At 39.4% G+C, this 20,131-nt stretch carries 21 protein-coding genes, 5 tRNA genes and 1 pseudogene; 16 read left to right on the forward strand and 11 right to left on the reverse strand.

The window, feature by feature from the left end; genetic code table 11:
- Positions 1–9 precede the first annotated feature (9 nt).
- A complete protein-coding gene (fliD, locus tag MLC52_RS00805) occupies positions 10–1,401 on the reverse strand; it encodes a flagellar filament capping protein FliD (RefSeq protein ID WP_434580839.1) in 1,392 nt (463 codons plus the stop codon).
- Between the two features lie 158 nt (positions 1,402–1,559).
- Here fliD and fliS point away from each other — a divergent pair, with 158 nt between their 5' ends.
- Both fliS and MLC52_RS00815 read left to right on the forward strand, forming a co-directional pair.
- Positions 1,560–1,934 carry a flagellar export chaperone FliS gene (gene fliS, locus MLC52_RS00810; protein WP_151901308.1) on the forward strand — a complete coding sequence of 125 codons (375 nt, stop codon included), beginning with the start codon at positions 1,560–1,562 and terminating at the stop codon, positions 1,932–1,934.
- Positions 1,921–2,175, forward strand: a complete 255-nt coding sequence (locus MLC52_RS00815) for a hypothetical protein (RefSeq protein ID WP_151901307.1) — start codon at positions 1,921–1,923, stop codon at positions 2,173–2,175. Before fliS ends, MLC52_RS00815 begins: the two co-directional genes overlap by 14 nt.
- Here the strand turns inward: MLC52_RS00815 and MLC52_RS00820 are convergent.
- Entirely contained in the window at positions 2,165–2,872 is a 708-nt protein-coding gene (locus MLC52_RS00820; RefSeq protein WP_151901306.1) for an SDR family oxidoreductase, read from the reverse strand. The genes MLC52_RS00815 and MLC52_RS00820 overlap by 11 nt on opposite strands.
- 69 nt (positions 2,873–2,941) lie before the next feature.
- Between MLC52_RS00820 and MLC52_RS00825 the strand changes: the two genes are divergently transcribed.
- The 3 genes from MLC52_RS00825 to MLC52_RS00835 are packed head-to-tail and all read left to right on the forward strand — an operon-like array spanning position 2,942 to position 5,698.
- On the forward strand, positions 2,942–3,769 hold the full coding sequence (locus tag MLC52_RS00825) for an HAD-IIB family hydrolase (RefSeq protein ID WP_434580841.1): 828 nt from the start codon (positions 2,942–2,944) through the stop codon (positions 3,767–3,769).
- Positions 3,762–5,009, forward strand: coding sequence for a sugar MFS transporter (locus tag MLC52_RS00830; protein ID WP_434580843.1), 1,248 nt, complete (start codon positions 3,762–3,764; stop codon positions 5,007–5,009). Before MLC52_RS00825 ends, MLC52_RS00830 begins: the two co-directional genes overlap by 8 nt.
- Positions 4,997–5,698 carry an SIR2 family NAD-dependent protein deacylase gene (locus tag MLC52_RS00835; RefSeq protein ID WP_434580845.1) on the forward strand — a complete coding sequence of 234 codons (702 nt, stop codon included), beginning with the start codon at positions 4,997–4,999 and terminating at the stop codon, positions 5,696–5,698. The genes MLC52_RS00830 and MLC52_RS00835 overlap by 13 nt, the downstream gene beginning before the upstream one ends.
- 19 nt (positions 5,699–5,717) lie before the next feature.
- Here MLC52_RS00835 and MLC52_RS00840 read toward each other — a convergent pair whose 3' ends face one another.
- Positions 5,718–6,152, reverse strand: a complete 435-nt coding sequence (locus tag MLC52_RS00840) for a globin domain-containing protein (RefSeq protein ID WP_151901303.1) — start codon at positions 6,150–6,152, stop codon at positions 5,718–5,720.
- Positions 6,153–6,286: 134 nt separating this feature from the next.
- On the opposite strand from MLC52_RS00840, the gene MLC52_RS00845 reads away from it, so the two are divergent.
- The gene (locus MLC52_RS00845) at positions 6,287–6,700 is read left to right on the forward strand and encodes an RrF2 family transcriptional regulator (RefSeq protein ID WP_151901302.1); all 414 of its coding nucleotides are present in this window, start codon (positions 6,287–6,289) and stop codon (positions 6,698–6,700) included.
- Positions 6,701–6,831: 131 nt separating this feature from the next.
- Positions 6,832–7,803: an IS30 family transposase gene (locus MLC52_RS00850; protein ID WP_434580847.1), complete on the forward strand. Its 972-nt coding sequence runs from the start codon at positions 6,832–6,834 to the stop codon at positions 7,801–7,803.
- A gap of 62 nt (positions 7,804–7,865) precedes the next feature.
- Here the strand turns inward: MLC52_RS00850 and MLC52_RS00855 are convergent.
- The 5 genes from MLC52_RS00855 to MLC52_RS00875 form a co-directional block, all read right to left on the reverse strand.
- Positions 7,866–7,950 (reverse strand) — tRNA-Leu (locus tag MLC52_RS00855).
- A gap of 50 nt (positions 7,951–8,000) precedes the next feature.
- Positions 8,001–8,077: transfer RNA gene (locus MLC52_RS00860), tRNA-Arg, on the reverse strand.
- Positions 8,078–8,082: 5 nt separating this feature from the next.
- A tRNA-Arg gene (locus MLC52_RS00865) sits at positions 8,083–8,159 on the reverse strand.
- Between the two features lie 41 nt (positions 8,160–8,200).
- A tRNA-His gene (locus MLC52_RS00870) sits at positions 8,201–8,277 on the reverse strand.
- 37 nt (positions 8,278–8,314) lie between these two features.
- Positions 8,315–8,392, reverse strand: a tRNA-Pro gene (locus MLC52_RS00875).
- Between the two features lie 148 nt (positions 8,393–8,540).
- Between MLC52_RS00875 and MLC52_RS00880 the strand changes: the two genes are divergently transcribed.
- Positions 8,541–9,878 carry a sodium-dependent transporter gene (locus tag MLC52_RS00880; protein WP_151901283.1) on the forward strand — a complete coding sequence of 446 codons (1,338 nt, stop codon included), beginning with the start codon at positions 8,541–8,543 and terminating at the stop codon, positions 9,876–9,878.
- Entirely contained in the window at positions 9,875–10,156 is a 282-nt protein-coding gene (locus MLC52_RS00885; RefSeq protein ID WP_230973273.1) for a hypothetical protein, read from the forward strand. The genes MLC52_RS00880 and MLC52_RS00885 overlap by 4 nt, the downstream gene beginning before the upstream one ends.
- A gap of 149 nt (positions 10,157–10,305) precedes the next feature.
- Here MLC52_RS00885 and MLC52_RS00890 read toward each other — a convergent pair whose 3' ends face one another.
- From MLC52_RS00890 to MLC52_RS00900, 3 genes are all read right to left on the reverse strand, one after another.
- The gene (locus MLC52_RS00890) at positions 10,306–11,085 is read right to left on the reverse strand and encodes a thiazole synthase (protein ID WP_346389172.1); all 780 of its coding nucleotides are present in this window, start codon (positions 11,083–11,085) and stop codon (positions 10,306–10,308) included.
- 295 nt (positions 11,086–11,380) lie between these two features.
- Positions 11,381–12,781 carry an NAD(P)H-hydrate dehydratase gene (locus MLC52_RS00895; RefSeq protein ID WP_434580850.1) on the reverse strand — a complete coding sequence of 467 codons (1,401 nt, stop codon included), beginning with the start codon at positions 12,779–12,781 and terminating at the stop codon, positions 11,381–11,383.
- 2 nt (positions 12,782–12,783) lie between these two features.
- Positions 12,784–13,518, reverse strand: a complete 735-nt coding sequence (locus MLC52_RS00900) for an ATP-binding protein (RefSeq protein WP_151901280.1) — start codon at positions 13,516–13,518, stop codon at positions 12,784–12,786.
- 68 nt (positions 13,519–13,586) lie between these two features.
- On the opposite strand from MLC52_RS00900, the gene MLC52_RS00905 reads away from it, so the two are divergent.
- The 7 genes and pseudogenes from MLC52_RS00905 (at position 13,587) to MLC52_RS00935 (ending at position 20,092) form a co-directional block, all read left to right on the forward strand.
- Entirely contained in the window at positions 13,587–14,549 is a 963-nt protein-coding gene (locus MLC52_RS00905; RefSeq protein ID WP_434580852.1) for a KpsF/GutQ family sugar-phosphate isomerase, read from the forward strand.
- A 2-nt stretch (positions 14,550–14,551) separates the two neighbouring features.
- A complete protein-coding gene (locus MLC52_RS00910) occupies positions 14,552–15,349 on the forward strand; it encodes a pseudouridine synthase (RefSeq protein ID WP_188109992.1) in 798 nt (265 codons plus the stop codon).
- A 3-nt stretch (positions 15,350–15,352) separates the two neighbouring features.
- A complete protein-coding gene (locus MLC52_RS00915; protein WP_434580854.1) occupies positions 15,353–16,537 on the forward strand; it encodes a replication-associated recombination protein A in 1,185 nt (394 codons plus the stop codon).
- 40 nt (positions 16,538–16,577) lie between these two features.
- Positions 16,578–16,865, forward strand: coding sequence for a hypothetical protein (locus MLC52_RS00920; RefSeq protein ID WP_151901276.1), 288 nt, complete (start codon positions 16,578–16,580; stop codon positions 16,863–16,865).
- Positions 16,866–17,000: 135 nt separating this feature from the next.
- Positions 17,001–17,720: pseudogene (locus MLC52_RS00925) on the forward strand (nitrate- and nitrite sensing domain-containing protein); the annotation flags it as partial.
- A 261-nt stretch (positions 17,721–17,981) separates the two neighbouring features.
- On the forward strand, positions 17,982–18,845 hold the full coding sequence (locus tag MLC52_RS00930) for a methyl-accepting chemotaxis protein (RefSeq protein ID WP_434581613.1): 864 nt from the start codon (positions 17,982–17,984) through the stop codon (positions 18,843–18,845).
- A gap of 8 nt (positions 18,846–18,853) precedes the next feature.
- Complete coding sequence (locus tag MLC52_RS00935) at positions 18,854–20,092, forward strand: PP2C family protein-serine/threonine phosphatase (RefSeq protein ID WP_434580856.1); 1,239 nt, start codon at positions 18,854–18,856, stop codon at positions 20,090–20,092.
- Positions 20,093–20,131: the final 39 nt, after the last annotated feature.

Here is a 20,131-nt window from a genome sequence, read left to right on the forward strand (position 1 = left end):
GCAAGATGGCTAGTTGTTACTGTTAAGTTGCGCTGAGATGATTTGCTGCAGTGATGAAAACTGGGAGTTGAGTCTGCTGATTATTCCGTCGTATGCAGTGAATCTTTTGGTCATAATTTCATATCTTGTATCAAGAGAAGCCTGGGCTTTTTCTTTTGCATCGGCTAAATTTTTGGCATCTTTTGTCAGTCCACTGTCAAAATTTGGGAGAAGCCCGCCATACCCGGTATATTGTTTTACTTTATCATCGAGATTTGTAAAGAAACCTGTTACGGTATTGCCGTTGCTGTCCGTTCCTCCTGCAAAAAAAGTTTTAACACTTGCGGAATCAGTTTGCAGTTTTGACTCCAAAACACTACTGTCAAAACTCATTACTCCGTATCTGTCTATATCAATTCCGTAGTCCATAAGAGACCCTGAACTAAAACGGCTTGTTACAGTACCTGCGATATCTCTTTTTAGCCCGTTAACAAAGCTGTCTCCCTGGAAGATTCCCCGCTTTCCCTGCTCTTTGTCAAAAATGGTCATATCGTTAAGGTTGGTCATTAAGGTATTATAGTTGTCAACAAACATTTGCATTTCATCAACAATTTTTTGAGTATCTTGATTGATGGTAACATTGGAAATGTCCCCCTCCGTTTTGAGCGTAATAGTTACACCTAAAATCAAGTCACTTATTTCATTGGTTGAGCGTGTTGCTGTGATTCCGTTGAATTTAAAAACAGCATCTGTAGCGTTTTGTATTTTCTGGTAGCCGTCTGTTACAGTCGTGTCAAAAAGAGCCGCATCAAGTGAACCTGTTCCATTGGTTCCGTCATCTGTGTCAGTTATCGTGATAGCTTGATTTGCGCCAGTTAGTTTAGAGGAGAGTACAAGACTGAATGCTCCGGAGCTTGTCTCTAAAATGGAGGCATCTATCTGGGTTCCTGCAATATCTGTTATGGATTGTGTCAGGCTTTCAAGTGTTGTTGTCGCATCATAGTTAATGTTATAGGTCGTGCCGTTGATATCAAGGTTCAAAACGCCGGCTGCAGAAGCGATGGGCGTAGTTTTACTGTTTAGTGCACCGAGTTTTGTAATATCTTTTTTGGCTAATGTAACTGTTTCGAGAGTAAAAGAGTCAACATTGGCTCCGGCATCAACCGTAACTTCGGCAGCTCCGCTTACATCAACTGTTTTATTGTCAAAAAGAGTATCGTTACTAAGGGCAAAAGTACTTCCCTTAAAGCTATTCATATATGAAGAGAGGAGGTCATATGATTGCTGTTTTTGATTGTTTGTTTCAATTTTTCTGTCAATAGGGTCAATTATTTTTGCCGTGTCGGCTGCTTTGAGTTGGTCGATAACATCTGCTGTTAAAACACCTGAACCTATACCGAGTGAACTGATGTTTCCTGCCATAATAAATTCCTTCTTTCAATAATTATAACTATATCGTCTTAAGCGATAAAAACTTTAGCATAATTGACAATGTTTTTTTATAAATTTATGTTCAAGTTATTCATAATGTTGCCGATATACATTGAATGAACAATGAAGAAAAACAAAAGGAATCTGCGATGTACAGTAATGCAGCTTATAATATTTACAATCAAAACAATGTCAATATAGAATCACCGGAAAAATTAATAGAAATGATGTATGAGGGTGTTTTACGTTTTAATGCACAGGCAAAAAAAGCTATTTTGGATGAAGATAATGCGAAAAAAGTATATTGGATAAATCGTGCCGTTTCAGTAATTGTAGAACTGATTGCAGTGCTGGATAAATCGCAGGGAGAGGTTGCTGTATATCTGGACGGACTTTATAATTATCAGATCCAATTATTAAGTTATGCAAATATTGAAAACAATACAGCAAAAATTGATGAGGTAAGTAATGTTTTCAAAGGTTTGCTTGCAGGATGGAGAGAAACAACTGATGTGGCATACTAAACTGCAGATTGCCATTATAGAAAAAAATGCACAACGCATTGATATACTTGTATCACAAATGCCAAAGTTTGAGACAATAGAGCAGATGAAATCTGCTGCTTTACTTATAAAAGAGGCATTAAAAGTTGTAAGGCAACTGAAAAGTGAAACAGGAGAGACTTTAAAAAAGTTACGCCAGCATCAAGATTTTTTAGGTGCAACTGCTCCAATGACAAATAATAAGTTTGACATCACCTCTTAGCTTTTTTAGCAATTCCAAAATGTAAACTTCTGAGAGTATACTCAGTGACCACGGCACCTTTTCGCATGGTGAGTATATGCTCTACAGCATCGGCAATATCCGCAGCAATCAGCCTCTCATCTTCTTTTGGACTGACATCAAAACGCAGCTCATCATAAAAGTTGCTTTGTGTCATATCCGGATTTATGTTTGTTATACTGAGTCTGCTTTTTCTGGTTTCTTCGAAAAGGGCATCGCCAAAAGCTTTGAGACCTGCTTTTGTGGCTGAGTAAACGGCTGCAAATTTACTTGCCCGTAAGGCTTCAATGGAGTTGATATTGATGAGGTAGCCTTCATTTTCTTTGAGAGAACGCAGTGAGGCATTTGTGAGTAACATCGGAGCGGTAAGGTTTAAAAATGTCATGGCGGTGATAGTGTTTACATGTAACTCTTCATGCGGTTCAAAACGGCCGAAACCTGCGCAGTTTACATGTAAAAAGAGATTTTCTTTTTTAAGCTTTTCACATAGTTTTATTGTCTCTTTTTCTTCTGCGAGGTTACATGTAACTGCCTGAAAGTTTACATGACTGAAATCCTTCTCCTGTATACTTCTGCTAACACCTAACACTTCAAACCCGAGTGTTAGCAGTCTGTTTGTTATAGCTTTTCCTATGCCGCTGCTTGCTCCGGTGACTACTGCTTTTTTACGACTCGACATTTAGTGCCTTCCTGTATTGAAATTTAGTTCTTGTCAAATTTATTTTCACAATTTTGATATACTATATGTATGAAAAATATTTACATAACGGACCTGGATCACACATTTTTACGGAGTGATTTGTCTTTGAGTGATTATACTAAAAATATATGGAACTCGTATGCAGACAGATCGATTTTATCTGTTGCAACAGCAAGAACCTATAAAAAAACGGCACAGTTTTTACAAGGTGTGCATGTGAATGCGCCGATGATACTGCTTGACGGTGCACTCATAGCGACAATGGATAAAAAGATCATTGATACAAAGTTTGTGACCAAAGAAGCAGGCGACACTATCATAGAAGAGGGTACAAAACTCGGCATTTATCCTTTTGTACTTTCTTTGGTTGATGATGAACTTAATGAAGCATTTTCTTATTCTACAACGCTCAACAGCTATCAAAGTGAAATAATAAAACGCTATGTGAATGATGACCATACACAGGTGTTTGAAAATTTACGAGCCATGCAGAACAATTTTAAAATCGTTTATATGGGAGATGAAGCACTTTTAAGGGAGTTGGAAAAAAATCTCAGAGCTGTTTTTGGGGAGGAACTGAAGTATATTTTGGCACCCGAAGCCTATATGGGATGCTATTTTTTGACACTTTTGCATAAAGATGCCGATAAATCCCATGGCATACAGAGTGTCAGTGAAGCGGTCGGTTTTGATTTGAAAAAGCTAACAGTATTTGGCGATAATTTTAACGATATAGGTATGTTTAGGCTTGCAAAGACTTCCGTAGCGGTTGCAAATGCTCAAAAAGAGGTAAAAGAGTGTGCTGACATAGTGTTAAAACATACAAATGATGAGGACGGTGTGGCAAAGTATCTGCAGGAAATCAGCAATGCATAAACAGTCAAGTGTTTTGGCAATGAGCATTATAGGTGTTTTGTTTTTTATATTCGGTTTTGTAACCTGGCTCAACGGCTCTCTGATTCCCTATCTGAAAGTTATCTGTCATTTAAATGAGTTTGAAGCGCTCTTTGTGACCTTTGCTTTTTATATTGCTTACACTGTAATGGCGTTGCCAATGGCTGTGATTTTGGAAAAAACAGGCTATAAAAAAGGGATGGCACTGGGACTTCTGGTCATGAGTCTTGGTGCTTTGCTTTTTATTCCCGCAGCACTGAGCGGTGAATTTTTGGTTTTTCTGGCAGCACTTTTTACACTTGGAACAGGACTCACAATACTACAAACGGCATCAAATCCCTATATGGTTTTGGTAGGGCCGATAGAATCAGCGGCAATGCGTATCAGTATAATGGGACTCATCAACAAAAGTGCAGGTGTTTTGGCTCCGCTTCTTTTTACCGCATTTATATTGGCAGACATCGGTTTTGGCGTAGACCTGGAAAGTATAAATACACAAGAACTGGCACATAAGCTCATTAGCCCCTACATGGCAATGGCAGGGATACTTTTTTTGTTGAGTTGTTTTGTCTGGTTCTCCTCATTGCCTGATGTGAAGTTTGAAGATGATCCGTATGATAAGGCAGGTATTCTTGCTTTTCCCCGGGTTGTATTGGGGGCTTTGGCACTCTTTTTTTATGTCGGCATAGAAGTTATAGCCGGTGATACGATTGGGCTGTACGGGCAAAGTCTGGGTATGTCCAATGCAACTGCCTTAACTGCATACACTATGGGATTTATGGTTGTCGGCTATCTTGCAGGTGTCTTTTTTATACCAAAATATTTATCGCAGGAAAAAGCACTTGTTCTTTCTGCCTTGTTTGGTATTGTTTTTTTGTTTGGAGTGGCCTTTAGCTCTACGACTGAGTCACACATTATAACGGGCCTTCCTGACAGCGTGGCTTTTGTGGCAATGCTCGGTCTGGCAAATGCCCTTGTCTGGCCGACAATCTGGCCTTTGGCATTAAAAAATTTGGGCAAGCACACAGCCAAAGGAAGTGCATTACTCATTATGGCAATAGCAGGCGGAGCAGTTGTACCGCTTGTTTTTGGAAAAGTGGCACAACTGACACAGGATATGCAGATGTCTTATCTGATAGGCATTATTTGTTATGCAGTGATTCTGATGTATGGATTACAATGGCATAAAATGACAGGTTGGAGGAAATCATGGCAAAAGTAATAATATTCAGCGGCGCAGGAGTGAGTGCGGAGAGTGGAATTTCAACATTTCGGGACAGCGGCGGACTTTGGGAAAATTACAAAATTGAAGAGATCTGTTATGCCGGTTGCCTGGACTGGAATTATGAGGCTACGATAGGGTTTTATGACAAACGAAGAGAAGAGATAAAAGATAAAAAACCAAATAAAGCACACAGTGAAATAAGTAAAATAAAGGAAAAATATCCAAATGAAATAGCCGTGATCACGCAAAATGTTGATGATATGTTTGAACGTGCAGGCTGCAGAGATGTTTTACATTTGCATGGGTTTTTACCGGAAGTCAGGTGTGAAAGCTGCGGTTTTACAGATAATATAGGCTATAGGAAATTACGTGAAGCATATAAGAACTGTCCTCAATGTTCAAATAAACTACGCCCGAATATTGTCTTTTTTGCAGAACAGGCTCCGAAATACCAGGATCTGTACAATGAACTGCAGGATTGTGAAATGTTGGTTGTTATAGGAACAAGCGGCAATGTTATCAATACAGATGCTTTTTTGCAGGGAAATATCAGATATTCCATACTCAATAATTTAGAAAAAAGCAGTGCAATAAATGATGAATTGTATTCAAAAGTGCTGTATAAAAAAGCGACTGTGGCAATTGATGAAATTGTAAATGATGTAGAAGAGTTTTTAAAACCCTAGGTTTGAACCTAAGGTTAATTTAACTATTTTGTTGGCTGTAAAGCTCTTTTTCGCGTTGCATTAAAATATTGGCCAAAAATGTATATGCTTCGATCCATGCCTGTTTGTATTCATCAGTGAAATCATCACCTAAAACATCGCCCATAGCGGTGATTAAAGCATCGGCAACCATAGGATAGTGTTCCGGCTTTACTTTTGTCAGTACATGTGTATTTGCCATTTTTTCAACTGCTGCAGATAAAGCGCCAAGATTGTCAATATTTGCGGCAAAAGCTGCAATAGCACCTGCGAGTTTTTTATGCTGATCACCTTGTGCATTTGCAAACAAAGGTTTTGTTTCAGGGTATTTGCTGAAAAGTATTTCATACATACGTGTTGTTATTTTTTCGGCATTTTTTCCGACTGACGGGATTGTTTTTTTAACAGCTGTTACTGTCTCTTGAGATAAGCTCATAGGATATTCCTTAATTTAATTTATGCGGAATTATATATATGCTACCTTAAAGTGGTATATTGTTGTTTAACTAAAAAGCAATCTGTTATGATTTATAAGTTACAATCAATAAACTCAATTTTTCGAGGTATTTTATGCACTTTTCTAAAACAACTGAATATGCTATTCGCGCTTTGTCCTACCTGGACCGTTACCCAAATAAGGCACATTCAGTCTCTTTTTTGCATAAAGAGTTGGAGCTTCCTTATAAATACCTTACGAAACTTATGACCCAACTTGAAAAACAGGGTTTGGTACATGCCTCAAAAGGACGCAACGGAGGTTTTAACCTGGCAAAGGATTCTGAGCAAATATTTTTATGTGATATTCTTGAAGCAATAGGTGAACCGTTGGAATTTGACCGGTGTATTTTGGGTTTTGAAATGTGTGACGCGTCAAATCCCTGTGCCCTGCATTCGCAATGGGTTGAACCCAAGACAAATATTGAAAATATGCTGCAGACAACTTCTTTAGCTTCTCTTGCAAAGGACAAAGAAACGAAAATTTAATACTAGACAGCTGTGTTGATTTTTTTGAAAGCGCCAATTCTAATATCAAGTGCAATTTTTTAAAAGTAAGTTGAAAGGTAGGGTTAACTGATAACCTGCTAATCTATTTCAACCAAAAAATAAGAAGTAGCATGAGATATAAACAATTAACCCTAGAGAAACGATACCATATTTCAGCTTTGCAAAAGGCTGGATTAAACCAAAAAGAAGTTGCAAATGAACTTGGTGTGCACCCATCAACAATAAGCAGAGAGCTTAGAAGAAATAATGATAATATAAGAGGCTATAATGCAGAACTAGCTCAGATTATTTCAACAAAAACTGAGATGCAAAAAAGAAAGAGACACTCACTCACGAAACCTCTCGAGAAATATATCAGAGCGAAGCTGAAACAGGACTGGTCACCAGAACAGATATCAGGTCGTATGAAACTCGATACCGGGGTATCAGTAGTTCATGAGACTATCTATCGCTACATTTATACCAACAAAAAGAATGGTGGTAAACTCTACCAGTATCTCCGACACAAAAACAAGAAGTATCATAAGCGAAGTAATGACTATATGGCGAGAGGTACTATTATAGACCGTATCATGATAGATAAGAGACCAAAGATTGTAGAGGAAAAGTCTCGCATCGGAGATTGGGAAATTGACACTGTAGTTGGTAAAGATCATAAAGGATTTTTAGTTACTGTAGTTGACAGAAAATCAAAATTTGCTATCATTAAAAATGTACCAACTAAACATGCCGAAGTAGTAACCCAAGCGCTTATAGAGATGCTCACACCAATGAAAAAGATCACTCATACAATTACAAGTGACAACGGCAAGGAATTCGCATATCATAAACAAGTAGTAGCTGCACTGAACACAGATTTTTACTTTGCTAATCCATATCACTCCTGGGAAAGAGGACTCAATGAACACACAAATGGTTTAATTCGTCAGTATTTACCTAAGAAAAGTACTTTTTTAAATGTCTCAAAGGATGAAATCATTATGATTCAGAACAGACTTAACAATCGACCTAGAAAAATCCTTGGATACAAAACTCCATATGAGGTGTTTTTTAGTGAAATGAGTAAAAAGTTAGCTAGTTAAATTAGGTGGAAATTGCACTTGATATTAGAATTGGCGAAGATTTAAAAGAATAAATAATTAAGTGGTGCGGATGAAAGGACTTGAACCTTCACACCTTGCGGCACCAGATCCTAAGTCTGGCGTGTCTACCAATTTCACCACATCCGCGTGGATAAGTTTTTAACGTCACTTCTGACAAAATAATATAAAAAATTTAGTGGTACCCCCTACACGATTCGAACGTGTGGCCTACGCCTTAGAAGGGCGTTGCTCTATCCAGCTGAGCTAAGGAGGCTAAAATGGTACGCCCGATAGGATTCGAACCTATAACCCTCGGAGCCGAAATCCGAAACTCTATCCAGTTGAGCCACGGACGCTACTACATTTGTTATATTATTTAATTTTTTATATTTTTTCATGGGGTGGGATACGGGATTCGAACCCGCGACCCCCGGCACCACAAACCAGTGCTCTAACCAGCTGAGCTAATCCCACCATATTGTTATATAAAATATAAAGTAAAAATTTAAAGTGGTCGGGGTGAAAGGACTCGAACCTTCGGCCCCCTGGTCCCAAACCAGGTACTCTAACCATACTGAGCTACACCCCGACCTGCACACATTAAACAAGCAGTTATGCTGATTAATGAGGCGAAATTATAGTTAATTTGATTCAAAATGTCAATAGTATTTTGGAATTCTTTTTAAAAAACTGATTTTTTCAGTATAATTAGACTACTTCAATACAGAAAGTTACGCATGAAAATAGCTAGATTTAGTCGGATTGGTTTTATAATGGCAGCAGCAGGCAGTGCTGTAGGACTTGGAAATATTTGGAAATTTCCTTATATTACAGGAGAGTATGGCGGCGGAGCTTTTGTCCTTGTTTATCTCATCACGGTACTGCTTATCGGCTTTTCCATTATGACAGCGGAAATGCTCATCGGGTATCTTGGCAGACGTGATACCGTGACCTCTTTTGAAGTGTTGGCACCAAAACATAAAAACTTATGGAAATTTGCCGGTTTTCAGGGGCTGGCAGGTCTTTTTATCATGATATTCTATTCTGTAGTCATCGGATGGATATTCAACTATATAGTTACCTCGCTGACCTATCTTCCCTCGACGGTTGCCGAAGCAGAAACAACCTTTACAAAGATGCTTCATGCTGATTTCTGGACACAGTTTTTCTACCATACGCTTTCCTTTGTTATGATTACCTATGTCCTGCACAAGGGTTTAAAAGGCGGTATAGAAAAGCTCAATATGTTTTTGATGCCGGCACTGATGATTATTTTGGCTTCGATGTTTGCGTATGCAGTTACACTGGACGGTTTTTCAAAAGCGGTCACCTTTATGTTCTCTCCTGACTGGTCCAAGATTACCTCCGAAGCCTTTGTGGTCGCTGTCGGGCATGCTTTTTTTACATTGAGTCTTGGGATGGGTGCCATAATGACCTATGCGGCATCACTTGAAAAAAATGCAAATATTGTCAAGAGCGCTTTTTGGGTTGTCTTTTTGGATACGACAATAGCCATAGTCGCGGGACTGATGCTTTTTACCTTTTTGTACCAGTACGGTTCGGGTCCTGCAAAAGGTCCGGGACTTGTCTTTATCTCTTTGCCGGCTGCATTTTATGAGATGGGCATTATCGGAAATATTTTTGCCATTTTGTTTTTTATTGCTTTGGCCTTTGCAGGATTGACATCTTCTGTTTCTCTTGTTGAGCCTATGGTACAGTATTTTATAGACCGATTTGGCTGGAATCGTCTCAAGTCGACTCTTTCTGTGGGGACATTTTTCTGGTTTTTCGGTATTTTTGCCATTCTCTCAAACATAGACGGTGCAAAAGAGTATCTGACATGGGGCAGCAAAAACTTTTTTGACTGGGTTGACTATGTGACTGCTGCGATTATGTTGCCTCTTGGCGGGCTTTTGATGGCGATTTTCGTCGGTTATGTCATGCCGCGTTCGGAAGTGGAAGCAACAATGAAACCACAGTTAAAATGGGCCTTTGGTCCATGGTACTTTTCTCTTCGCTATATTACGCCTGTCGCCATGTTTGTGGTGATGCTTTCACTAATGGGGATTATATGATGGACAAAATTAAAGACGAGTGTATAAAAATCTTGGAAAAGGAGGGAATAAATCCGGTCTCTGCTATAGATTTTGATGTGAACGGCAAAGTACACTCTTTGAGTTTTATCTATATTATAGAAACGTATATGCAGGCATCAGAAGAGTCACGGCTGGTATTTTTGAGTGCTTTGAAAAAAGCGGTAGTTGCAAAAGAGATGGGAATTGAAAAATTTTTTGAGGGAATGGGAAAACTTCTTTTGATGACACATCTTTCTGAAAAATTTGATATCAAATAAGGAGGTTTTTATGGTAAAAAATATTATTATCGCAGTTGTTTTGCTTTTGGCAGTAGGCGGATTGGTGTACAAGGCAGCCAACCCGTCAGATTACAAACACCCGCTCCACCGCTAAAAGCAAAGTAAAAGAACTTTGTTCTTTTACGGGACTAAAACTGTATCATGCCGTCTACCGGAGATGATGCGGTTGCGTAAGGGCGTTTTGGAATTCTTCCTGCAAGGTAGCTCATTCTTCCCGCCTGTACGGCATGCTTCATAGCCTCTGCCATTACCATAGGGTTTTGTGCCTGGGCTATGGCTGTGTTTGTCAAAACACCGTCAGCACCAAGTTCCATCGCATAGGCGGCATCACTGGCACAGCCGATGCCCGCATCCACAATTACCGGCACTTTTATTGCATCGCGGATAAATACAATATTGTATGGGTTTTGAATACCCAGGCCGCTTCCGATAGGGGCGGCAAGAGGCATAACCGCATCTGCTCCGGCATCCTCAAGACGCTTTGCCATAATCGGATCATCCGAAGTGTATGCCATGATTGTAAAACCTTCTTTTGCCAAAACCTCACAGGCTTTTATGGTTTCAAGCACATCCGGGTAGAGTGTTTTTTGCGTATCACCGATGACTTCAAGTTTGATCAGATCAATACCCGTAGCCTCGCGTGTCAAACGAAATGTCGTAATTGCTTCTTCGGCAGTCACACATCCCGCGGAGTTTGGCAGAAACTTTACATTTGTTCCGGCAAAAGTATCACGCAGATTTTCCTTGTCAGGATCTGTAATATTAAGACGTCTGACCGCAACGGTGATCAGTTCGCTTCCGCTGGCAAGTGTTGCTTCTTTTGTTGTTTCAAAAGAGTCATATTTCCCGCTTCCGACAATAAGTCTTGAACCGAGTTCATATTTTCCGATTTTTAATTTGTTATCCATTTTTTATCTGTCCTTTTTTGTTGTATTCCCTTCACAATGCTGTGGAGTAAAGAGTATGATATTTTTCGGAAGCAAGTTTCTTAAAGACACTCAGCTTAGACTTTAGTCTGAGTGCCATTAAGTTAAGAAAAAACCTGATGTTTTTCTGGAACCTGGGCCTTTGTCTTTAAAGATATAAAGCCCGCACTAAAGTACGGGTTCCGAAAAACTGTTTAACTTAATGGAATTGAGACTGAAGTCCGGGTTCCGAAAAAAGCTTATAAGAGAAATTATACGATTTATAACATAAGCAATCTTATAAATTCCCAATTCCCTGTATCAAATTCTCCGGTGTAAGAGAAAAATCAGCACCGGAGTAGTTTTGTGCCAGTTTTGTGTGTGCAAGAGATCCGTGTATTGCAGCATCGAGTGGGGTTTTTCCCTGTGCCAGCAAAGAGCCTATGAGTCCGCTCAGTACATCGCCGCTTCCTGCTTTGGCAAGTTTGGCACTGCCGTGAGGGTTTATGAAAAACGCATCTCCTGCACCGATAATAACATTTGCCCCCTTTAAGAGAAGGGTTGCATCCGGGTAGGCTTTGCAAAAGAGTTCCACATAGAAAAATCGTTTTTTTTGCAGTTCCCCTACAGTGATGTCGGCAAGTTCTGTGAGTTTTAAAAGTGATACAAACTCTTTTGGATGCGGTGTGAGCACAATATTTTTACGCTCTAAAATTTCCAAAACAAGAGGCATCGCAAACAGGTCCGCATCCACCAGAAGAGGAAGATCGTTATTTAGCAGCTCTTTAAGTTCAGCATCACTGAATTCTGTTCCCAGTCCCATACCGCAGGCAATTGCAGTTGTATTAGCCGGCAGAGCATGGGCATACATGAGGGAATGAGGAATATGCAACATCTGATGATTTTCATATCCGACAAGGGTGACAAGCCCTGCACCAAATCTAAGAGCACCCAGAGCACTCATGATGGAAGCTCCCGGTTTTTCACCGCAAAGCAGGCTTAAATGGCCAAAACTGCCTTTATGGGTATTTTTTTCTTTTCTTGTCGGAAGTTGTAAATCACACAGATCCAGAAGCTGCCAGTTTGTCTGTGTTTCATAGAGTTTTCTTGCAACTCCCAAATCCAGAACTTCAATCTTTCCTGTCTGCTCTTTTGCTTCGTCCAAAAAGAGTGCTTTTTTCAAAGCCCCCATTGTCAGCGTCACATCTGCACAAAAGGTTGTTTTTGCACAGGCACCGCTTTTTGTAAGCCCGCTTGGCACATCACAGGCAATTTTAAAAGCCTTGACGGTGTTCATTACATGTAAAAGGTTTGCAATTTCTGCAGAAAATTCTCCACTGAAGCCTGTGCCGACAATGGCATCAACAAGGATATCACACTTCTGAAATTCTTTTATCTGCTTTACATGTAAAGCCTTGGCTCTTTTTTCCTGTAGCAAAGCCATTTGGGACTTTGGGTCTCTGGCATACAAAAGGCAGACATCATACTCACCATGCAAAAGCCGTGCCAAAGCGATTCCGTCTGCTCCGTTGTTGCCGCTTCCTGTGACTATGAGGATTTTCTCTTCGTTTGAGAAGTTGGCTCTTATATAGGAGGCCATGCCGTTTGCGGCATGTTCCATTAAAATATCTTCGCTTAAAAAGAACTCTTGGTAGCATCTTTGATCAAGCGGGGCAACCTCTTCAAATATCTTTTGCATAATCAGACTTCAGGAACATACTCGTCTATTTTTACCATACTGCTTTTTATATCGTTAAAGAGCAGTGTAGGGTAGGCAGTTCTGTACTGGTAGTAAAAGTGGTTTTTTTTCAGTGTTTTTAAAATGGCTGTATTGAAATAGTTGGCATTGGAACATTTTCCTACATAAAGAAAGGAAAACAACAGTTTGAGATGCGGGTTCTCAAAAGTCGGATGCGGCTGTGCCAAAAATGTAAAGCCCTGTTTTTGAAGATTTGTGAAACTGAGCATATAGAGTAAAAAATCTTCAAATTTTGTATAAAATCCATTGAGGTTTTCAATATCATGGAAAAAATAGTAATAGTTGTCCAAAAGTTCCTGCTGGGAAATTACTTTTGAAAGTTTGCTTTTCTTCTCTCGTTTTGTGGCAAAAAAGTTAGGATTGACAGCCATATAGATATGCTTTTTTTCAGCTACAAGTGCAGCAAAAGCCTCATCAAACGCTTCGCTCTCTTCAAAACGAATATAGTTAAAGTGCTCATCTTTGTATCTGAGCTCAACATCATCCTCATGGGAATCTGCAAAGTCCATATAGAGCGTGGGTACATTATTGTCAATGACAAAATTCCTTATTTTGCAGGCCAGGTTTGTCTTGCCCGCACCCTCTTCACCCAAAATCAATGTATTGTGTGTGAGCATTCTGTTTTCTAATCTTAAAGCATCAATAGTATCCAAATATCTACCAATAACATTTCTCATAGCATGTCCTTAAAAATCATATTTTCAGTATTATATCTTCTTGATGATAAAAAAGGTATAATTAGACTATGAATTATAAAACAATTGCACAGGAAACATTAAATATCGAAGCAAATACCCTGCTCAATGCGGCAAAAAACATTGATGATGCCTTTAACAAAGCTGTAGAAATCATACTTGCATGCAAAGGCAAACTTGTTGTGAGCGGTGTTGGAAAAAGCGGACTTATCGGTGCAAAAATGGCGGCTACCTTTGCCTCGACAGGAACACCGAGCTTTTTTCTGCATCCAACAGAAGCACTGCATGGCGATCTTGGCATGATAGACAAAAATGATGTTGTTATTGCTATCAGTTATTCGGGAGAGAGCGAAGAACTCAGTTCTATTTTGCCGCATATCAAACGTTTTGGCATACCGCTTATAGGCATGACACGGGACAAACACTCAACGCTTGGACAGTACAGTGATATAGTCATTAAGGTTGTTGTTGAAAAAGAGGCCTGTCCTCTTAATATCGCACCGACAAGCTCGACAACACTGACGCTTGCACTCGGTGATGCTTTGGCTGTGGCTCTGATGAAGGCCAGAGATTTTAAAAAGAGTGATTTTGCTTCTTTTCATCCCGGCGGCGCTTTGGGAAAAAAACTTTTTATTAAAGTGAAAAATCTGATGAAAAGCGATGATCTGCCTGTAGTTTCAAAAGATGCAAAAGTAAAAGATGCTATTTTGAAAATAAGCGAAGGCAGGCTCGGAACTGTTTTGATAACCGATAATGCAGGAAAGCTTGCAGCACTTATGAGTGACGGCGATGTCCGCCGGGCACTTTTAAGAGATGACTTTTCACTTGAAGATGATGTGCTTAAATATGCCACATCTGATCCTATGAGTATAGATGACGAAGAGATGCTTGCGAGTGATGCACTTGTTTTAATAGAAGAGAAAAAAATCCAGCTTCTGGTTGTAACAGACAAGGATAAAAAGATACAGGGCGTACTTCATATTCATACGCTCATAGAAAAAGGAATTTCATAATAATGAGACTAAACAAATATATTGCACACTATTCAACCTACTCAAGACGAGAGGCTGACAAAGCTGTCCAGGATGGTTATGTGCGTGTAAACGGAGAGATAGAAACGAATCCTGCAACACAGATACAAGAGGGTGTGGATATTGTCTATATCAGCGGCAAGCAGGTTTCTCCTCAGGAAAAATACACGGTGATTGTGTATAACAAACCAAAAGGCGAGCTTGTAACCAAAAATGACCCAAAAGGCAGACGCACAATTTACGACTCTTTAAGCAAAGAGTTTAAGCATTTTATTCCTGTCGGCCGGCTTGACTTTGCAAGTGAAGGACTGCTGCTTCTGACAGATGCCTCCCATGTAGCGACGGCGCTGATGGAGTCAGATCTTGAGAGAATTTACAAGATTAAAATCAAAGGGATGGTGACTCCGGATATGGAGGATGCCATGCTCAACGGGATCTATCTGGATGATGCAAGTGCCGGAGCGCATTCGCATTCCAAAATTATCTCAATGGACATAAAACCTTTTATAGGCTATAAGATTCAAAAGAATCAGCCCAACTACTCCATCCTCAAAGTAGCGCTAAAAGAGGGAAAAAACCGTGAACTTCGCCGCTTTTTTGCACACTTTGGCGCAGAGGTGGCTGATCTCAAACGTGTAAGTTTTGCTGAAATCGAATTAAACAACCTGCCAACGGGCAAAACAAGATATTTGACGCGCAGTGAATATTCTGCACTCTACAAATTTTTAAAAGAAGAGAAGAAGAGAGCCAGAGAGAAAAAGAGAAAAGAAGAAAAAGAGTAGGAGATGGATTTTACACATCTGCTGCGACCTGTAAATTTTGATGAGATGACAGGACAGGAGCATTTAACAGCAAAAGATGCGCCTTTGCGTGTTTTATGTGAAAAAGAAGTACTTGGTCACAGTTTTTTTTATGGACCTGCCGGTGTCGGAAAGACATCACTTGCCAGAGTCATAGCAAAAACTATGCAGCTCCCTTTTTATGAGTTTAATGCCACTTCGCTGAAAATCGAACAGCTTCGTAAAATATTTGATCAGTATAAAAATGCTCTGCAAAAGCCGCTTATATTTATAGATGAGGTGCACAGGCTTTCAAAAAATCAGCAGGAGGTTTTGTTGCCGGTGATGGAAAACAATTCTGTGCTCATCATAGGCGCTTCAACCGAAAACCCCTTTTATTCGCTTACCTCTGCGATCCGTTCACGCTCTATGCTTTTTGAGCTCAAAAGTATCTCCCATGCCGGTTTGGAAAAACTGTTACTGAGAGCACTGAATAAAACTAATATTGTCCTTGAGGAGGATGCAAAAGAGTACCTCATAGCCTCAAGCGGCGGAGATGCAAGAGCGATGCTCAATCTGTTGGAATTTGCCGCCAGCATCAACGAAACAGTGACTCTGGAGCTGTTGCAGTCGCTCCGTCCCAATGCGCTGCAGGCCGGAAGCAGTGAAGACGGTGTACATTATGACCTGACGTCAGCACTGATTAAGTCTATTCGCGGCAGTGATGCGGATGCAGCGATTTATTACCTTGCACGTTTGATTGCAGGCGGAGAGAGTGCCGATTTTATCGCCAGACGGCTTGTAATCCTGGCAAGCGAAGATGTCGGGAATGCAAACCCGCAGGCTCTGACATTGGCGACCTCCTGCCTGACAAGTGTAAGCAAGATAGGCTATCCGGAGGCAAGAATTATCCTGGCACAGGCGGTTATTTATCTGTGTGCCTCTCCAAAATCCAATTCTGCATATTTGGCAATAAACAAAGCTTTAAAGAGTGTGAAAGAGGGTAACATTGCAGAAATCCCGAAAAATATCACAAACAATAATGAAAACTATTTGTATCCCCACGATTTTGGCGGCTATGTCGAACAAAACTATCTTGCAAAACCGATGCATTTTGTGGAGTTAAAAGAGATAGGCTATGAAAAAAAGATGAAAGAGTGGATAAAAATTATAAAACACTCATCAAAATAATGATATACTTGAAAAAATACTTTTCAGCAAGGAAGATTTTATGACTATTTCAGTGTCTGCAAATACTGTAACTATAAACGGAAATATCAAATCGATACAGGACTATCAACAGATTAAAGAGACGATAGATACGCTCAGAACAACACACAGGCATATTGTTCTCGTAATCAAAGATTCCATATCCATCACCTCCTCTGTAATTGGGTATTTAAACAAACTTGTTTTAAAGGACAATGTTGATTTACATGTGGAAGTAGGCGATGAACAGCTTATGGAGCTTTTTGAAGATCTGAATCTTGTCTCTTTATTTCACGTAAAAAAGGTATAAAAAATGACTATAAAAAGCAAACTCAATCTTATTACCGCAATTGTTGTCTCTTTTGCGTTGGTAATTATAGGATTGACGGTTAACACAGCGCTGAAAGAAGATACTGTTGTACAACAGTCAAAGATGTTGAATGTAATGTCTCAAAAACTGAGTCTGTTGATTCATGAGACGCAAAAAGAGAGAGGGGCAAGTGCCGGTTATTTGGGTTCGAAGGGGAAGAAATTTGCAGATATTCTTCCTAAACAAAGAGAACTGACAGATAAAAGGAACCAGGAGTTCAAAGAGTATCTCAAGACATTGGATTTAAATGATTTTCCAAAAGAACTTCAAGATCAGATTCGTGGACTGCAAGAATATATGAATAAAATCAGTCAAATCAGAAATCTTGTTGACAGTTTCAGTATCAGTGTTGCAAAAGAAGTTGCATATTATACAAAGATGAACAGGAAGATTTTAAATATTGTCGGATTGAGTGCAAAACTGGCATCGACTCCTGAACTGGTCAAAGCCCTGGACGCCTATACAAACTTTTTAAAATCAAAAGAGAGAGCGGGGATAGAGCGTGCGGTACTGAGTGCTACATTTTCTGCAGACAGGTTTGCTCCGAGAATGTATGCCAAGTTTATTACACTTGTGGCGCAGCAGGACGCTTATATAGATGCATTCTTAACGATGGCGACAGACAGGGCAAAGCAACTTTACAGAAGCACAATGAACTCTCCTGCTGTGGATAAAGTAAACAAAATGAGAGAAATTGCCCAAACAAAAGCAAATGAAGGTAATTTTGGGGTTGACAGTGTTGTCTGGTTTCAAACCATTACAAAAAAGATAAATCTTTTAAAACATGTAGATGATGAACTTGCCAAAAACAATGATGCAATTTTGGCAAAAATAGAATCAGAATATAAAAAACGGACAGTCATTACTCTTGTAAGTTATATTGCTTTTGCAATTATTATTTTTATCATCATTATGACAATCAGCAGAGGCGTAAACAAAAGCGTGCAAAGCTCTTTGGAAAAAATAAAATGCGTTTCGAGTGATCTTGACCTTACATGTAACATCATTGTAGAAGGCAATGATGAAATTTCCCAAATTTCCAAAGCTTTACATGTAATGATCAGTGCCTTTAAAGAGACAGTTCTGAGTGTTACCGATGTCTCAAGAAGAAACCAAAATGAATCTGAGAGATTACGGGATGTCGTGATTACTTTAAAAGAAAACAGTGAAGTGGAAGACGGCAAAATCACTGTGGTCAATGAACTGGCGGTAGATATCGGCAGTAAACTCGATACGGTAGAAGAGTCTACTGTGACAGTGACAGAAGATTTACAGACAACATCGAATTTCTTGGAAGAGTTTATAAGCAAACTGAGCACAGTGGTAGAGTCTATAGAAGAGGGCAGTTCACAACAGCAGGAGCTTGTTCAAAAAGTCAGCGAGTTGACAGAACAGGCAAAAAATATCAAAGATGTGCTGGAGATTATTTCAGATATTGCAGATCAGACAAATCTGCTTGCGCTCAACGCCGCTATTGAAGCAGCCCGTGCCGGGGAACATGGTCGAGGTTTTGCCGTAGTTGCCGATGAAGTGAGAAAACTTGCCGAGCGTACACAAAAATCCTTAAGCGAAATCAGTGCAAATGTAAATCTCATTACCCAAAATGTAGTTGAAATCGCCGAAGAGACACAGCATACCTCACAAAGTATGGATCAGATTGCAGAATCCGCGCAGGAATTAATCGTAGCATCCAATGATACAAAAGAGAATCTGATGCAGACAAAAGAGAGCTCCACTGATGTCATGCACCAAAGCATATACATAGCAACAAAAACAAAAGAGCTTGTGAGTACGATGGATGAGATTGTTGTTGTTTCTTCAAAAAACAATGAGCTGCGCACAACGATAGAAGCTGTTGTCTCAACACTTTCTCAGGATGCCGCTGCTTTAAAAAATGAACTCAGTAAATTTAAAATTTAGTTCAAACAATGCAGGAAAAGAGTACAGATAAATCATTGCAGGAGGAGAAAGATGCCTATGCCGCCTACCAGGAAGAGCTGGCATTTCAAAAAGAGCTTAATATCCTGAGAAATGATTTTTATTACAAGATGATTGATTCTAAAGATATTTCACTGGTAGACTTTTTTTATCAGCCTCTTGACACACTGAGCGGGGATGCCTATTCTGCTCGAAGAATCAATGAAGACAAAACTTTTTACTTTCTTGTTGACGGGATGGGAAAAGGATTGAGTGCTTCACTCAGTGCCATGGCTGTGACAGTCTTTGTCAATCATTTGATAGACAAAATGATAGAGTATGAGAATTTCAGTCTTGATATACTGATTCAAGAGTCTATGGATTTTATGAAGCCTATTTTGCTTGATGAGGAAGCTCTGTCTGTAGACTATATTTTATTTGACAACTACTCTTTTGAATTAGAATATGCAAAATTTGCAATGCCGCCTTTTTTGCTTGAGGACAATGCAGGCAATGTGATAAAAATCAAATCAAACAATCCGCCGATGAGCAAGTGGAGCGAAACATACAAGATAGACAATTGCTCTGTAAAAAATATACATAAATTTCTTTTTTACAGTGACGGCATAGTAGAAAACAATACTGTAGAGGGAATCGTATATAACAGTTTTATTGAAAATGATTTTATAGACTCTTTTACCCGAGAAGAGATGAAAAAACATGTATTGGAAAAAATTGCCATACAGGAAGATGATTTTACTTTTATATTTATCAACAGATTAGAATTAAATGAAACAACACTGATCAGTGCAAAGGTTTTTGAAACAACGCTGGATGCCGTTGAAGAAGCAAATAACTGGTATGATGGTATTTGTCGGAATCATTGCAGCGGGCTTGCTTTTAATGAACTTTTTATGAATGCATACGAGCACGGAAATCTGGGTATTGATTCTGAAATAAAACATCAGTTGCTTGAGCAGGATAAATATTTTGAGACACTGGTTTCGCTTGAAAAAGAGTGTACAAAAAAAATAACCGTAAAAATATATAATATCAAAACTGCATCTGCCCAATACAGAGTGACACAAATCACAGATGAGGGAGAGGGATTTGACACAAATCAGCTGGCGACAATCTTTAGAAATTCAAAAAAATTCAATGGTCGCGGAGTTTTTGTCTCTCGCAAAAACTCTATGGGCATATACTACAACTCAAAAGGCAACAGTGTCCTTTTTCTAACAAAGGTCTAAAAGTCTCTGCAGAGTGCGGAATAATTTCACAACGGATAC

Origin of the sequence: Sulfurimonas sp. NW15 (genome assembly GCF_051132285.1) — a bacterium.
Classification (GTDB): domain Bacteria; phylum Campylobacterota; class Campylobacteria; order Campylobacterales; family Sulfurimonadaceae; genus Sulfurimonas; species Sulfurimonas hydrogeniphila.

Coding starts and splice junctions, on each gene's coding strand:
- fliD (WP_434580839.1), bottom strand. CDS start 1,401: ATGGCAGGAAACATCAGTTCACTCGGTATAGGTTCAGGTGTTTTAACA.
- fliS (WP_151901308.1), top strand. CDS start 1,560: ATGTACAGTAATGCAGCTTATAATATTTACAATCAAAACAATGTCAAT.
- MLC52_RS00815 (WP_151901307.1), top strand. CDS start 1,921: ATGTGGCATACTAAACTGCAGATTGCCATTATAGAAAAAAATGCACAA.
- MLC52_RS00820 (WP_151901306.1), bottom strand. CDS start 2,872: ATGTCGAGTCGTAAAAAAGCAGTAGTCACCGGAGCAAGCAGCGGCATA.
- MLC52_RS00825 (WP_434580841.1), top strand. CDS start 2,942: ATGAAAAATATTTACATAACGGACCTGGATCACACATTTTTACGGAGT.
- MLC52_RS00830 (WP_434580843.1), top strand. CDS start 3,762: ATGCATAAACAGTCAAGTGTTTTGGCAATGAGCATTATAGGTGTTTTG.
- MLC52_RS00835 (WP_434580845.1), top strand. CDS start 4,997: ATGGCAAAAGTAATAATATTCAGCGGCGCAGGAGTGAGTGCGGAGAGT.
- MLC52_RS00840 (WP_151901303.1), bottom strand. CDS start 6,152: ATGAGCTTATCTCAAGAGACAGTAACAGCTGTTAAAAAAACAATCCCG.
- MLC52_RS00845 (WP_151901302.1), top strand. CDS start 6,287: ATGCACTTTTCTAAAACAACTGAATATGCTATTCGCGCTTTGTCCTAC.
- MLC52_RS00850 (WP_434580847.1), top strand. CDS start 6,832: ATGAGATATAAACAATTAACCCTAGAGAAACGATACCATATTTCAGCT.
- MLC52_RS00880 (WP_151901283.1), top strand. CDS start 8,541: ATGAAAATAGCTAGATTTAGTCGGATTGGTTTTATAATGGCAGCAGCA.
- MLC52_RS00885 (WP_230973273.1), top strand. CDS start 9,875: ATGATGGACAAAATTAAAGACGAGTGTATAAAAATCTTGGAAAAGGAG.
- MLC52_RS00890 (WP_346389172.1), bottom strand. CDS start 11,085: ATGGATAACAAATTAAAAATCGGAAAATATGAACTCGGTTCAAGACTT.
- MLC52_RS00895 (WP_434580850.1), bottom strand. CDS start 12,781: ATGCAAAAGATATTTGAAGAGGTTGCCCCGCTTGATCAAAGATGCTAC.
- MLC52_RS00900 (WP_151901280.1), bottom strand. CDS start 13,518: ATGAGAAATGTTATTGGTAGATATTTGGATACTATTGATGCTTTAAGA.
- MLC52_RS00905 (WP_434580852.1), top strand. CDS start 13,587: ATGAATTATAAAACAATTGCACAGGAAACATTAAATATCGAAGCAAAT.
- MLC52_RS00910 (WP_188109992.1), top strand. CDS start 14,552: ATGAGACTAAACAAATATATTGCACACTATTCAACCTACTCAAGACGA.
- MLC52_RS00915 (WP_434580854.1), top strand. CDS start 15,353: ATGGATTTTACACATCTGCTGCGACCTGTAAATTTTGATGAGATGACA.
- MLC52_RS00920 (WP_151901276.1), top strand. CDS start 16,578: ATGACTATTTCAGTGTCTGCAAATACTGTAACTATAAACGGAAATATC.
- MLC52_RS00930 (WP_434581613.1), top strand. CDS start 17,982: ATGATCAGTGCCTTTAAAGAGACAGTTCTGAGTGTTACCGATGTCTCA.
- MLC52_RS00935 (WP_434580856.1), top strand. CDS start 18,854: ATGCAGGAAAAGAGTACAGATAAATCATTGCAGGAGGAGAAAGATGCC.